This is a genomic window from Streptomyces sp. NPDC058671 (genome assembly GCF_042716475.1).
GTDB lineage: Bacteria > Actinomycetota > Actinomycetes > Streptomycetales > Streptomycetaceae > Streptomyces.
The window spans coordinates 45,734-59,255 of record NZ_JBHXSA010000007.1 but is presented as its reverse complement, the minus strand read 5'-3'; the positions used below and the strand labels follow the sequence as shown (position 1 = coordinate 59,255).

The 13,522-nt window shown below is 73.1% G+C and carries 9 protein-coding genes; 5 read left to right on the top strand and 4 right to left on the bottom strand.

The features are described from left to right. Positions 1 to 127: 127 nt before the first annotated feature. The 3 genes from ACFWV2_RS10905 to ACFWV2_RS10895 all read right to left on the bottom strand — a co-directional run bounded on the left by ACFWV2_RS10905 (position 128) and on the right by ACFWV2_RS10895 (position 6,131). The gene (locus ACFWV2_RS10905) at positions 128 to 2,158 is read right to left on the bottom strand and encodes a M4 family metallopeptidase (protein ID WP_384404711.1); all 2,031 of its coding nucleotides are present in this window, start codon (positions 2,156 to 2,158) and stop codon (positions 128 to 130) included. Positions 2,159 to 2,487: 329 nt separating this feature from the next. Beyond that, positions 2,488 to 4,326, bottom strand: coding sequence for an ABC transporter ATP-binding protein (locus tag ACFWV2_RS10900; protein ID WP_384404710.1), 1,839 nt, complete (start codon positions 4,324 to 4,326; stop codon positions 2,488 to 2,490). Continuing rightward, positions 4,323 to 6,131, bottom strand: coding sequence for an ABC transporter ATP-binding protein (locus ACFWV2_RS10895; RefSeq protein WP_384404709.1), 1,809 nt, complete (start codon positions 6,129 to 6,131; stop codon positions 4,323 to 4,325). The genes ACFWV2_RS10900 and ACFWV2_RS10895 overlap by 4 nt, the downstream gene beginning before the upstream one ends. A gap of 154 nt (positions 6,132 to 6,285) precedes the next feature. Here ACFWV2_RS10895 and ACFWV2_RS10890 point away from each other — a divergent pair, with 154 nt between their 5' ends. The 4 genes from ACFWV2_RS10890 to ACFWV2_RS10875 are packed head-to-tail and all read left to right on the top strand — an operon-like array spanning position 6,286 to position 9,943. After that, a complete protein-coding gene (locus tag ACFWV2_RS10890; RefSeq protein WP_384404708.1) occupies positions 6,286 to 7,191 on the top strand; it encodes an ABC transporter ATP-binding protein in 906 nt (301 codons plus the stop codon). Then, on the top strand, positions 7,188 to 7,937 hold the full coding sequence (locus ACFWV2_RS10885; RefSeq protein ID WP_384404707.1) for an ABC transporter permease: 750 nt from the start codon (positions 7,188 to 7,190) through the stop codon (positions 7,935 to 7,937). Before ACFWV2_RS10890 ends, ACFWV2_RS10885 begins: the two co-directional genes overlap by 4 nt. 19 nt (positions 7,938 to 7,956) lie before the next feature. Beyond that, a complete protein-coding gene (locus tag ACFWV2_RS10880) occupies positions 7,957 to 9,252 on the top strand; it encodes a sensor histidine kinase (protein ID WP_384404706.1) in 1,296 nt (431 codons plus the stop codon). Beyond that, positions 9,245 to 9,943 carry a response regulator gene (locus tag ACFWV2_RS10875; protein WP_384404705.1) on the top strand — a complete coding sequence of 233 codons (699 nt, stop codon included), beginning with the start codon at positions 9,245 to 9,247 and terminating at the stop codon, positions 9,941 to 9,943. Before ACFWV2_RS10880 ends, ACFWV2_RS10875 begins: the two co-directional genes overlap by 8 nt. On the opposite strand, the gene glgX is transcribed toward ACFWV2_RS10875, so the two are convergent. Then, on the bottom strand, positions 9,897 to 12,098 hold the full coding sequence (gene glgX / locus ACFWV2_RS10870; RefSeq protein WP_384404704.1) for a glycogen debranching protein GlgX: 2,202 nt from the start codon (positions 12,096 to 12,098) through the stop codon (positions 9,897 to 9,899). The two genes, ACFWV2_RS10875 and glgX, sit on opposite strands and share 47 nt — an antisense overlap. A gap of 163 nt (positions 12,099 to 12,261) precedes the next feature. Here glgX and ACFWV2_RS10865 point away from each other — a divergent pair, with 163 nt between their 5' ends. Next, on the top strand, positions 12,262 to 13,479 hold the full coding sequence (locus tag ACFWV2_RS10865) for an Ig-like domain-containing protein (protein WP_384404703.1): 1,218 nt from the start codon (positions 12,262 to 12,264) through the stop codon (positions 13,477 to 13,479). Positions 13,480 to 13,522: the final 43 nt, after the last annotated feature.

Here is a 13,522-nt window from a genome sequence, read left to right as displayed (position 1 = left end):
CTGGGGGGGTGCTGGGGGGGGGGGGGGGGGGGGGGGGGCTCCTGGGGGGGGGGCCGCCCGCCGCCGGCGGGGGGGGGCGGGGGGTGTTCGGTCCCCCCCCGGCCCCCCGCCCCTGTGTGCCTCCCGGTTACGGGAAGGTCAGCTTGAAGGCGTTGATGCGGCCGACGTCCGCCGAGGCCTTGTCCTGGGCGCGGAGCTTCCAGGCACCGTTGGCGACCTCGGAGGAGGCGTTCACGGTGAAGGTCTGGAGGATGTTGTCGGCGCTGCCGCCGGACCGGTTGTGCAGGTTGTAGACCGAGCCGTCGGGGGCGACGAGGTCGACGACGAGGTCACCCTTGTAGGGGTGGACGATGTCCACGTCCACCTTGAGGGTGGCGGGCGCGTTGCCGGCGACGCCGGTGACGTTGACCGTGGAGGTGACCGCGGCGCCGTTGTCCGGGATGGCCACGTCGGCCGTGTTCTCGAAGACCTTGCCCGTGGGCGGCTCGGTGCCGCCGGGGCGGGTACCGACGTTGACGCCGGCCCAGGCGTGCTGGACGGCGAGGACCTCGGGGCTGCCGGCGCCGTACAGCTCGGTGGCCACCGCGACGGTGCCCGTGCGGGCGCCGGCGTAGTTGGTGGACGAGTTGAACTTGGTGGTGAGCGCCTTGAACCAGATCAGCGAGGCCTTGTCACGGCCGATGCCGGTGACGGGCAGGCCGTCGGAGGTCGGCGAGTCGTAGGTCACGCCGTTGACGGTCTTGACGCCGCTGCCCTCGGAGAGCAGGTAGTACCAGTGGTTCGCCGGGCCCGAGGAGTAGTGGACGTCGACACCGCCGATGCCCGAGTACCAGTAGTCCTTGGACGAGCCGTCCTTGCTGGGCTTGTCCATGTAGCGCAGCGGGGTGCCGTTGCCGCGGATGTCGATCTTCTCGCCGACGAGGTAGTCGCCCTGGTCCTGGGCGTTGTTGGCGTAGAACTCGACGGCCGCCGCGAAGATGTCCGAGGTGGCCTCGTTGAGGCCGCCGGACTCGCCGCTGTAGACCAGTCCCGCGGTGACGGAGGTCAGGCCGTGGGTCATCTCGTGCGCGGCCACGTCGATGGACGTGAGCGGCTTGGCGTTCGCCGCGCCGTCGCCGTACGTCATGCAGAAGCAGGAGTCCTGCCAGAAGGCGTTGACGTACGCGTTGCCGTAGTGGACCCGGGAGTACGCGCCGACGCCGTCACCGCGGATGCCGGAGCGCCCGTGCACGTTCTTGTAGTAGTCCCAGGTGAGCGCGGCGCCGTAGTGGGCGTCGGCGCCCGCCGTCTCCAGGTTCGACGGGGTTCCGTTGCCCCAGACGTCGTCGGGTCCGGAGAAGAGCGTCCCGGTGCCGGACGTACCCCGGTTGAGGTTGTACGTCTTGTGGTTGCCGCGGGTGGTGTCGGTCAGCGTGTACGAGGGCGCGGTGCCGAGGGTGACCGTGCCGCTGTACTGGGTGTTGCCGGTGCCGTTGTGCACGGCCTGCCACTCGTACAGCTTGGCGCCGGTCTTCGCGTCCGTCACGACGTGCAGCTCGTTCGGGGTGCCGTCGTGCTGGAGGCCGCCGACGACAGTCTCGTACGCGAGGACGGGGGCGCCCGAGGCCATCCAGACGACCTTGCGCGGGGCGCGCTCGGCGGCGGCCTTCTCGGAGCCCTCCGCCTGGGCGAGGCCGACGGCCTGCTTCTCGGCGGCGGCCGGGGCGACGGTGGCGCCGAGGTCGACGTTCTTCAGTTCGGCGCGGGAGGACTTGGTGACGCCGGTGGTGGCGCCGGCCTTGCTCTCGGCGACGATCAGGTCGCCGCCGAGGACGGGCAGCCCGGCGTAGGTGCGCTCGTAGCGCGTGTGGGTCGTGCCGTCGCGGTCCTGCACGACGTCGCGGACGACCAGCTTCTCCTGGGCGCCGAGGCCGAGGGACTTGGCCGTGGCGGCCTTGTCGGCGTCGGCCGCCTTGATGAGCGCGGTGCGCTCGGCGGGGGTGAGGTCGGCCGGGAGCTTGCCGGGGTTCGCCGAGGTGCCCTGTTGGGCCTTGGGGGCGATGGTCCAGGCAGCGTCCGCCGCGGTGGCGGATCCGGTCTGGACGCTCACGGCGAGCATGGCGGCGGCGGCGATCAGAGCGCCGGTCGCGGTGGCGCGGCGGCTGGGCGTGGATCTCACGCAGACTCCTTCTTGCGAGGGGGGTACCGGCGGACTGGGTGGGCCCGTCCGGGCGGAGCAAGCAGAGCTGTGGAGCACGTGCGGATGACGCGTTACCCGTTCGGGTGAAGCGGCGAACGGTGATGCGAAGATCCGGGGAGAGAGTGACAGGAATGACGAGGACCTGTCAGGAGTGCGGCCGGAAGTTGGCCGGAAATCGTCCGCTGCCCGGAAGTCGGTGTTCGTTAACCGGAGGGTAGGCAGCCGGCCACCCGAAACGGTGGACCGGCCGATTCCGTTCGCTCCACACCGGCAGAGATCCCCCGACGGAGAGCCCCGCCCCCGTCCCCTCAGCTCACCAGGCTGTCCCGCCACGCCCGGTGCAGGCCCGCGTAGCGGCCCTCGCCCGACACCAGGTCCGACGGCGTGCCGTCCTCGACGATCCGGCCCGACTCCATCACCAGGACCCGGTCCGCGACCTCCACCGTGGAGAGGCGGTGGGCGATCACCACGGCCGTACGGCCCGCGAGGACCGTGTCCATCGCCCGCTGCACCGCCCGCTCGCCCGGCACGTCCAGGGAGCTGGTCGCCTCGTCCAGGATCAGGACCGCCGGGTCCGCCAGGAGGGCGCGGGCGAAGGCGACCAGCTGACGCTGACCCGCCGAGATCCGGCCGCCGCGCTTGCGCACGTCCGTGTCGTAGCCGTCCGGCAGGCCCGCGATGAACTCGTGCGCCCCGATCGCGCGGGCCGCCTCCTCGATCTGCGCGCGGGTCGCGTCCGGGCGGCCGATCGCGATGTTCTCGGCGACCGTGCCCGAGAAGAGGAACGCCTCCTGCGTCACCATGACGATGCCCCGGCGCAGTTCCGGGGTGGCCAGGTCGCGCAGATCCACGCCGTCGAGCAGGACGCTGCCGTCCGTGGGGTCGTAGAAACGGGCCAGGAGTTTGGCGAGGGTCGACTTGCCCGCGCCCGTCGCCCCGACGACCGCGACCGTCTGGCCGGCCGGGATCGTCAGGTCGAAGACGGGGAGGACCTCGCCGCCCGTGCGGTAGGCGAAGCGGACCTCGTCGAAGACGACCTCGCGGCCCGGTGCGCCCGCGCGGGGCGGCAGGGGGCGGGGCGCCGTCGTCTCGGGCACGCCCGGTTCCTGGGCCAGCAGGCCCGCGATCTTCGTGAGGGACGCCGCCGCCGACTCGTACGAGTTGAGGAACATGCCCAGACGGTCGATCGGGTCGTACAGCCGGCGCATGTAGAGGACCGCCGCCGCGAGGACGCCGAGCTCCAGGGAGCCCGAGGCCACCCGGTACGCGCCCCACAGGCACATCCCGGCGACCGCCGTGTTCGCGACGAGGCGCGAGCCCACGACGTAACGGGCCATCTCCAGGAGCGCGTCGCCGTTGCTGCGCTCGTGACGGCGGTTGAGCGCCGCGAACTCGGTGTCGTTGAGCCGCTCCCGGCGGAACGCCCGGACCGGACGGATGCCGTTCATCGTCTCCGCGAACTTCACGATGACGCCCGCGATGGCCGTCGAACGCTCGGCGTAGACCGCTCCGGCGCGCTTCCGGTAGAGGCGGATGAGGAGGTGCAGGGGGAGGAAGGACGCGACCGCCATCGCCCCGATGCCCAGATCGAGCCAGAGCAGGATGACGGAGATCGACACGAAGGACAGGACGACGCCGATCAGTTCCTGGAGGCCCTCGGAGAGGAGTTCCTGGAGCGATTCGACATCGGTGGTCGAGCGGGAGATCAGCCGGCCCGAGGTGTAGCGCTCGTGGAAGTCGACGCTGAGGACCTGCGCGTGGCGGAAGATCCGGCCGCGCAGATCCAGGAGGACGTCCTGGTTGACGCGGGCCGCCCCGCGGACGAAGACGTACTGGAGGGCGCCCGAGAGCGTCGCGCAGAGGAGGTATCCCAGGGCCACCGCGATCACCGGACCGTGGTCGCCGGCGCGGAAGGCCGGGACGCCCCGGTCGATGGCGTACGCGACGAGCAGCGGGCCCGCCTGGATCGCGCCCTCCTTGACCAGGAGGACGAGCGCGCCCCACGCGACCCGGGTCCGGTGCGTGGCGAGCAGCGAGCGCAGCAGCGCACCCGTCGCCCCGGGCGGGGCCGGCAGGTCGTCGCGGTCGAAGGGGTCCCCGTCCGGGGCCGGAGCGGCGGGGGGCGTCTGGGTGAGCGTGTCCGTCATCGGTCCTCGTCCTTGCCTTCGCCGGACATCAGCCAGGCGTACTCCTCGCTGGTCCGCAGCAGTTCCTGGTGGGTTCCCACGGCCGCTATCCGGCCCTTCGAGAGCAGCGCCACCCGGTCGGCCAGCATCACCGTCGACGGGCGGTGCGCCACGACCAGGGCCGTCGTCTCCCGCAGCACCTCCCGCAGGGCCGCCTCGACCCGCGCCTCCGTGTGCACGTCGAGCGCCGACAGCGGGTCGTCGAGGACCAGGAAGCGGGGGCGGCCGACGACCGCCCGTGCCAGGGCGATCCGCTGCCGCTGACCACCGGACAGGCTCAGGCCCTGCTCACCGACCCGGGTCGCGGCGCCCTCGGGCAGCCGGTCCACGAAGCCGTCCGCCTGCGCCACGCAGAGGGCGCGCCGCAGCTCCGGCTCCCCGGCCCCGTCGTCGGCGCCCATCAGGACGTTCTCGCCGACGCTCGCCGAGAACAGCGTCGGCTCCTCGAAGGCCATCGACACCAGGGTCCGCAGCCGCTCCCGTTCCATCAGGGCGATGTCCTCGCCGTCGAGCAGGATGCGGCCGCCGGACGCCTCGTGCAGCCTCGGCACGAGCGCGGTGAGCGTGGTCTTGCCGGAACCCGTGCCGCCGACGAGGGCCAGGGTCTCGCCGGGCCGGATGTGCAGGTCGATGCCGTCCAGGACCGGCGGGGAGTCGTCGGGGGCGTCCGGGTAGCGGAACGACACGCCCTCGAAGCGCACCCCGTCGGAGCCGTCCGCCGCCGGGGCGTCCCGCACGGCGGGGGTGTCGGGCTCCTCCTCGGCGTCCATCACCTCGAAGTACCGTTCCGTCGCCGTCGCCGCCTCCTGGGTCATCGCGAGCAGGAAGCCGATCGACTCCACGGGCCAGCGCAGTGCCAGGGCCGTCGACAGGAACGCGACGAGCGTGCCCGCCGACAGGTCCCCGTCCGCGACCTGGACCGTGCCGAGGACGAGCGCCGCCCCGATGGCCAGTTCCGGTACGACGGTGATGACCGCCCAGATCATCGCGAGCAGCCGGGCCTTGGCCAGTTCCGTGCCCCGGAGCCGGCCGGAGAGCTCGCGGAAGGCCCTCGCCTGGCTGCGGTGCCGGCCGAAGCCCTTGACGATCCGGATGCCGAGGACGCTCTCCTCGACGACCGTCGTCAGATCGCCCACCTGGTCCTGGGCGCGCCGCGCGACCCTGCCGTAGCGGCTCTCGAAGGCCGAGCAGACCAGCACCAGGGGGACGACGGGGGTCAGCAGGACCAGTCCGAGCGACCAGTCCTGGGAGAGCAGCAGGACATAACCCGCGAGGATCGTCACACCGTTGACCAGGAGGAACGTCAGCGGAAAGGCCAGGAACATCCGGACCAGCATCAGATCGGTCGTGCCCCGCGAGAGCAGTTGCCCGGACGCCCACCGGTCGTGGAAGGCGATCGGCAGCCGCTGGAGCCTGCCGTACAGGTCGGCCCGCATCCGCGCCTCGACCCCGGCCAGCGGCCGCGCCACCAGCCACCGCCGGTACCCGAAGAGCACGGCCTCGGCGATCCCGAGCAGCAGCAGGTACAGCGCCCCCAGCCACACCCCGCCGGGGTCCCGCTCCGCCACGGGCCCGTCCACCATCCACTTCAGGACGAGCGGAATGACGAGCGACAGGCAGGACGCGACGATCGCGACGAGCGCGGCGGCGGACAACCGTCCCCGCACGGGCCGCACGTACGGCCAGAGACGGAGAAGCGCCCGTACCGCCGAGCGGTCGGGGGCGTCGGCGGTGGCGGGCTCTGGGGCGACAGTTTTCTCGGGCATCAGGCCCGACCCTACGGTTCACCACTGACACCTCTCATCCGGTTTTCCGGCCCCCGGGGCCGGGAGTCGTACCCGCCGTCAGCCGATCGGTTGACGGCGGAGACGAGCGGAACGGCCGATACCGGAGGGGGCGACCCGCCGACAGGCTGGGCACATGACAGCGATCGAGGTGCGGGGACTGCACAAGTCGTACGGCGGCCGGAAGGCGGTCGACGGGATCTCCTTCGACGTCGGCGAGGGGGAGATCTTCGGCATCCTCGGCCCCAACGGCGCCGGCAAGACCACCACCGTGGAGTGCGTCGCGGGACTGCGCAGGCCCGACGAGGGACGGGTGCGGGTCTTCGGGCACGACCCCGTGAGGGAGCGGGCCGAGGTCACCCGGGTTCTCGGGGTCCAGCTCCAGGAGAGCGAGCTCCAGGCCAAGCTGACCGTCGGCGAGGCGCTCGACCTGTACGCCTCCTTCTACGAGCGGCCCGCCGACCGGCGGGAACTCGCCGGGCGGCTCGGCCTCCTGCCCCACCTCGGGACCCGGTTCGGCAAGCTCTCCGGCGGCCGGAAGCAGCGGCTCCTCATCGCCCTCGCGCTGATCGGCGGCCCCCGCGTCGTCGTCCTCGACGAGCTGACGACCGGACTCGACCCGCGCGCCCGCCGCGAGGCCGGGTCGCTCGTCGAGGACATCCGCGCGGGCGGTGTCACCGTGCTGCTCGTCACCCACTTCATGGAGGAGGCCCAGCGCCTCTGCGACCGGATCGCCGTCATCGACGGGGGCCGGGTCGCCGCGCTCGACACGCCCGCCGGCCTGATCGGGCGGGCGTCCGCCGCGAAGGAGATCTCCTTCGCCGCCGACACGCCGCTCGACCCCGAGGCGCTGCGGGCCCTGCCCGGAACCGTCTCCGTCACCGTGGCGGACGGCCGGACGGTCGTCGCCGGCACGGACGGGACCGTCAACGCGTTCGTCTCCCTCCTCGCCCGCCGGGGCGTCACCGCCCGCCGGCTGCGCGTCACCGACGCCACCCTCGACGACGCCTCCCTCGACCTGACGGGAACCGCACTCCGATGAGTACGCCCAGCCCTGCCGCGGCCGTCCTGCGGACCGAGATCCGCCTCTTCACCCGCGAACCCGGCTCCCTGTTCTGGGTGATGGTCTCGCCGACCGTGCTCCTCGTGGTCCTGGGTCTGATCCCCTCGTTCCGGGAGGCCTCCGAGGACCTCGGCGGGCGCCGCGTCATCGACCTCTACGTCCCCGTCGCCGTCCTCTTCGCCCTCATCATGTCCGGGGTCCAGGCCATGCCCCCGGTGCTCTCCGGCTACCGCGAACGCGGCATCCTGCGCCGCATGTCCACCACCCCGGTCCGGCCCGCGGCCCTGCTCACCGCCCAGATCGCGCTGCACGCCGGTGCGACTCTGCTCTCCTCGCTCCTGGTGATCACGGCGGGCCGGCTCGCCTTCGGCGTCGCCCTCCCCGGGAACCCCACCGGGTACGCCCTCGCCCTGCTCCTCGCCGTGGCGGGCGCTCTGGCCATCGGCGCCACCGTGTGCGCGGCCTCCCGCACCCAGGGCATCGCCTACGCGGTCGGCTCGGCCGCCGCCTTCCCCGCCATGTTCACGGCCGGCGTCTGGGCGCCCGTCCAGGCCATGCCCGATACGCTGCAACGGATCGTCGGACTCACCCCGTTCGGTGCCGCCTCCGAGGCCCTCGACGCGACGGCGGGGGGCGGCTGGCCCGGCTGGGCGGCGCTCGGGGTGATGGCCCTGTGGACGGCCGCGCTGACCGCCGCGTCGGTGCGCTGGTTCCGCTGGGAATGACACGAGGGGAGGCGGCGGGGTGACCACCACCGTCGAGGAGCGCCGGCGCCAGCTCTCCCGCTGGGGCCCGTACGGACTGCTCGGCATCGCCCTCGTGCTCGCCGGGGCGTCGGCCGACCTGTTCATGACCCGCGGGGAGATCGTGACGGCCGGCGTCCTGGTGGCGGCGGCGCTCCTCCTCCACCTGCTGTGGGACCGCCGCTGCGCCCGGGTCGTCGCGGCCACCGGGTGGGACCCCGAGCGGCCGGGGACCGAATCCGTGATCGTCCCGGGGGCGCCCGCACCCGCCTCCGTCGTGTACTTCGTCCTGCGCACCGCCCTCGCCTTCGCGCTGACCTGGCTCAACCCCTTCTTCGCGGTCTACGCCTGCGCCGGCTACTTCGACGCCGTCCCCCTGCTGCCCCGCCGCCTGGTCCAGGCCGGACTCCTCGTCACCGCGGTCACCATGGCCGGTTCCCAGTCCGGCGGTCTGCCCCCCGCCTCCCTCGTGCAGTGGCTCGCCTTCGGCGGTCTGTTCGCCCTGAACTCCACCGTCGCCGTGGGCTTCTCCCACCTCGGCACCAAGGAGGCCGAGAAGGCCGCCGAACGCGCCGCCACGATCGCCGAACTCGCCCGCGCCAACGCCCGCCTCGAACAGGCCCTCGCCGAGAACGCGACCCTCCAGGCCCAACTCCTGCTCCAGGCACGGGAGGCCGGGGTCGCCGACGAGCGCCGCAGGCTCGCCGCCGAGATCCACGACACCCTCGCCCAGGGCTTCACCGGGATCATCACCCAGCTCCAGGCCGCCACCGCGGGACCCGACCCGGAGGCCGGCCGCGTCCATCTGCAGCGGGCCGCCGACCTCGCCCGGCACAGCCTGGGCGAGGCCCGCCGCTCCGTGCGGAACCTGAGCCCGGTGGCCCTGGAGCACGACAGGCTCCCCGAGGCCCTCCGCAAGACCGTCGGGAACTGGGCCGAACGCACCGGCGTGGAGGCCCGGTTCACCGTCACCGGCACCGAGCAGCCGCTCCACGACGAGGTCGCCGCCACCCTGCTGCGGATCGCCCAGGAGGCCCTCGCCAACGCCGAACACCACTCCGGCGCCTCCCGGGCCGGCGTCACCCTCTCCTACATGGGCGACGAGGTCACCCTGGACGTACGGGACGACGGCCGCGGTTTCGACCCCTCCGCCTCCGGCGCGGGCCACGGCCGGGGGTTCGGCCTCGACGGCATGCGCGCCCGCGCCGAGCGGCTCGCCGGGACCGTCACCCTGGAGACCGCTCCGGGCGAGGGGACGGCCGTCTCCGCTCGCGTACCGTGGGCGGGCCATGACTGACATCACCCTGCTGATCGTCGACGACCACCCCGTCGTACGGGACGGTCTGCGCGGCATGTTCGCCGCCCCCGGCTCCGGCTTCCGCGTCCTCGGCGAGGCCTCCGGCGGCGTCGAGGCCGTCGCGCTGGCCCTCCGCCTCGACCCGGACGTCGTCCTCATGGACCTGCGCATGCCGGAGGGCGGCGGCGTCGACGCCATCGCCGAACTCACCCGCCGCGGCGCCCGCTCCCGGATCCTGGTCCTCACCACGTACGACACGGACACCGACACGCTCCCGGCGATCGAGGCCGGTGCCACCGGCTACCTCCTCAAGGACGCGCCCCGCGACGAACTCTTCACCGCCGTACGGGCGGCGGCCGGGGGCCGTACCGTCCTCTCCCCGGCCGTCGCGTCCCGGCTCGTCACCGCCGTCCGCGCCCCCGCCGCCCCGCCCGCCGACACGACCCTCTCGGCGCGCGAGACCGAGATCCTCGTCCTCGTCGCCCGGGGCACGGTCAACCGCGCCATCGCCGCCGAGCTGTTCATCAGCGAGGCGACCGTGAAGACCCATCTGACCCACATCTACGGCAAGCTGGGCGTGAAGGACCGGGCCGCGGCCGTCGCCACCGGCTACGACCGGGGCATCCTGGGCCGGGCCCGGCCCCTCACGCCTCGACCCGCAGCAGCACCACCGACCGGCCCCCCATCGTGAGGGTCCCGCCGCCCCGGTGGCTCGTCCCCGGCGGACCCGACTGGTCCTCGCGTGCGGTGTCGACGACCAGTTCGTACGACTCCGCCCAGGGCGGGCCCGGGAGGCGCAGGTCGAGCGGGTCCGGGCCCGCGTGGAGGACCGCGAGGAAGCTGTCGTCGGCGATCTGTTCCCCGCGCTCGTCCCGGCCCGGGATGTCACGGCCCGACAGGTAGAGGCCCAAAGTGGCCGCGGGCGCGTACCAGTCGCCCTCCGTCATCTCGGTGCCGTCCGCGGTGAACCAGGCCAGGTCCCGCAGCCCGTCCGCGCCCTGCGGCCGGCCGGAGAAGAAGGCCCGGCGGCGCAGCACCGGATGCCGGTCGCGGAGGGCGAGCAGCCGGCGGGTCAGGGCGAGGAGCTGGGCGCGGCCCGCGTCCTCGGGCAGCGTCCAGTCGACCCAGCCGATTTCGTTGTCCTGGCAGTACGCGTTGTTGTTGCCGCCCTGGGTGCGGCCCATCTCGTCGCCGGCGACGAGCATCGGGACCCCGGTGGACAGGAGCAGGGTGGTCAGCAGGTTGCGCTGCTGGCGCAGACGGAGGGCGTTGATCCCGGGGTCGTCGGTCTCGCCCTCCGTCCCGCAGTTCCAGGACCGGTTGTCGTGGGTGCCGTCCCGGTTGCCCTCGCCGTTGGCCTCGTTGTGCTTGCGCTCGTACGTGACGAGGTCCCGCAGGGTGAAGCCGTCGTGGGCGGTGACGAAGTTGACGGAGGCGTACGGCCGGCGCCCGCCCCAGGCGTACAGGTCGCTGGAGCCGGAGAGCCGGTAGCCGAGGTCCCGCACATCGGGCAGGGCGCCGCGCCAGAAGTCCCGGACGGCGTCCCGGTAGCGGTCGTTCCACTCGGTCCACAACGGGGGGAAGGCGCCGACCTGGTAGCCGCCGTTTCCCACGTCCCAGGGCTCGGCGATCAGTTTGACCCGGCGGAGCACCGGGTCCTGGGCGATCACCGCGAGGAACGGGGAGAGCATGTCGACGTCGTGGAAGGAGCGGGCGAGGGCCGCCGCCAGGTCGAAGCGGAAGCCGTCGACGCCCATCTCGGTCACCCAGTACCGCAGGGAGTCGGTGATGAGCCGGAGGACCTGCGGCTGCACGACGTGCAGGGTGTTGCCGCAGCCCGTGTAGTCGGCGTACCTGCGGGCGTCGGACTGGAGGCGGTAGTAGCCGCGGTTGTCGATGCCCTTGAGGGACAGGGTGGGGCCGAGCTCGCCCGCCTCCGCCGTGTGGTTGTAGACGACGTCGAGGATGACCTCGATCCCGGCCGCGTGCAGCGCCCGCACCATCCGCTTGAACTCGCCGACCTGCTGCCCGGTGGTCCCCGACGAGGAGTAGCCGGCGTGCGGGGCGAAGTAGCCGATGGAGTTGTAGCCCCAGTGGTTGCGCAGCCCGCGTCGCAGGAGGTGGTCCTCGTGCGCGAACTGGTGCACGGGGAGCAGCTCCACCGCGGTCACGCCGAGCCCGACGAGGTGCTCGATCGCCGCCGGGTGGGCCAGACCCGCGTACGTGCCGCGCAGCCGCTCCGGGATGCCGGGGTGCTGCCGGGTGAAGCCCTTGACGTGCAGCTCGTAGATGACGGAGTCCTGCCAGGGCGTCTTGGGTCTGCGGTCGTCGGCCCAGTCGTCGTCGTCCTGGACGACGACGCCCTTCGGGACGTACGGGGCGGAGTCCCGCTCGTCGCGGACGGTGTCGGCGACGTGCTGCTGCGGCCAGTCCCGCACGTGCCCGTACACCTCGGGCGGCAGCGCGAAGTCGCCGTCGACGGCTCGCGCGTACGGGTCGAGGAGCAGCTTCGCCGGGTTCCACCGGGCGCCCGTCCACGGGTCCCAGCGGCCGTGGACCCGGTAGCCGTACCGCTGCCCGGCTCCGATTCCGGGCACGAAGCCGTGCCAGATCTCGTGGGTCAGCTCCGTGAGCGGTAGCCGCCGCTCCGTACCGTCCGGCCCGAAGAGGCACAGCTCCACGGCCTCCGCCCCGCCCGCCCACAGCGCGAAGTTCGTTCCCGCCACCCCGTCGGGGCCGACCCGGCAGCGCGCGCCGAGGGGCGTCGGCGCACCCGGCCACACCGGGGGTCCGGCCCGCTCCGGGGCATGCTCCGGTACCGCCTCCTGCTCGGCTGCGCTCGCCACCGTCCCGGCCTCCTGCGGCTCGTCGGGCCCGCACGCGGGGGAGCGGCGGCGTCCCGGCCGCCGCTCCCGCGTGGGGTCTCCTCCTGTTCTGCCCGCGCCACCGCGCTCCCAACATGACCCGTACGGACGTTTCCCCCGGAGGGTGGCCGTCGTTGGGCGGGGCGTGACACATGTATGGAAGCGGGCGGGTTACGCCCTCGCGGTGGCGGGCCTGATGGCGGGCCTCGTGGGCTGCACGGGAAGCGGTGGCGGACGGGGCATCGACATCTCGCTGCCGGGCAAGGCGCGGGCCCCCGGTGACGTCATCCGGGTCAGCCCGGAGGACGGCAGCCGGGGGGTGAGTGCCGAGGGACCGGTCGAGGTGAAGGTGGACAGCGGGCGCCTCGAACGGGTGACCGTCGTCCAGGTGGAGGACGCCCAGCGGACCGAGGTGGCGGGGGAGATCTCCCCGGACGGGCTGCGCTGGCGGCCCCGGGCGGACGCCCGGCTGGCGCTCGCCGCGAAGTACAGCGTGGACGCGGTCGCGCTCGACGCGCACGGGCGCCGTTCCGCGCGGCACACCACCTTCACCACCGTGGTGCCGGAGAGCCGCTTCATCGGCTACTTCAAGCCGGAGAATCGTTCCACGGTCGGCACCGGCATGATCGTCTCCTTCGGTTTCAACCGGCCGATCGAGAACCGCGCCGCGGTCGAGCGGGCGATCCGGATCACCTCGGAGCCGCCGGTGGAGATCGTCGGCCACTGGTTCGGCAAGGAGCGGCTCGACTTCCGCCCCGCCGCGTACTGGCAGCCGGGCACCCGCGTCACCGTCCGCCTCGGCCTGCGGGACGTCGAGGGGGCGCCGGGGGTGTACGGCATCCAGCGCAAGACGGTCGGCTTCACCGTCGGCCGCTCCCAGGTCTCCGTGGTGGACGCCGCCGCGCACACCATGGAGGTCAGGAGGGACGGCGCGGTCCTGGCGACCCTGCCGATCACCGCGGGGGCGCCGAAGACCACCACGTACAACGGCAAGATGGTCGTCACCGAGCTGTACGACGTGACGCGGATGGACGGGCGCACGGTCGGCTTCGGCGGCGAGTACGACATCAAGGACGTGCCGCACGCGATGCGGCTCACCGAGTCCGGGACCTTCCTGCACGGGAACTACTGGGCCTCGCCCGGCACGTTCGGTACGGCCAACGTCAGCCACGGCTGCGTGGGGCTGCGGGACGAGAAGGGCGGCAGCGCCCGGTCGCCCGCGGGCTGGTTCTTCGACCGGACGCTCATCGGCGACGTCGTGGAAGTGGTCAACTCCCGTGACCGGAAGGTCGCTCCCGACAACGGCCTCGGCGGCTGGAACATGGAGTGGAACCGGTGGAAGGCCGGCTCCGCTCTGCACTGACCCCTCGTCGCCCTCGCACCGTCCGGCACTTCCGTCGTCTTAC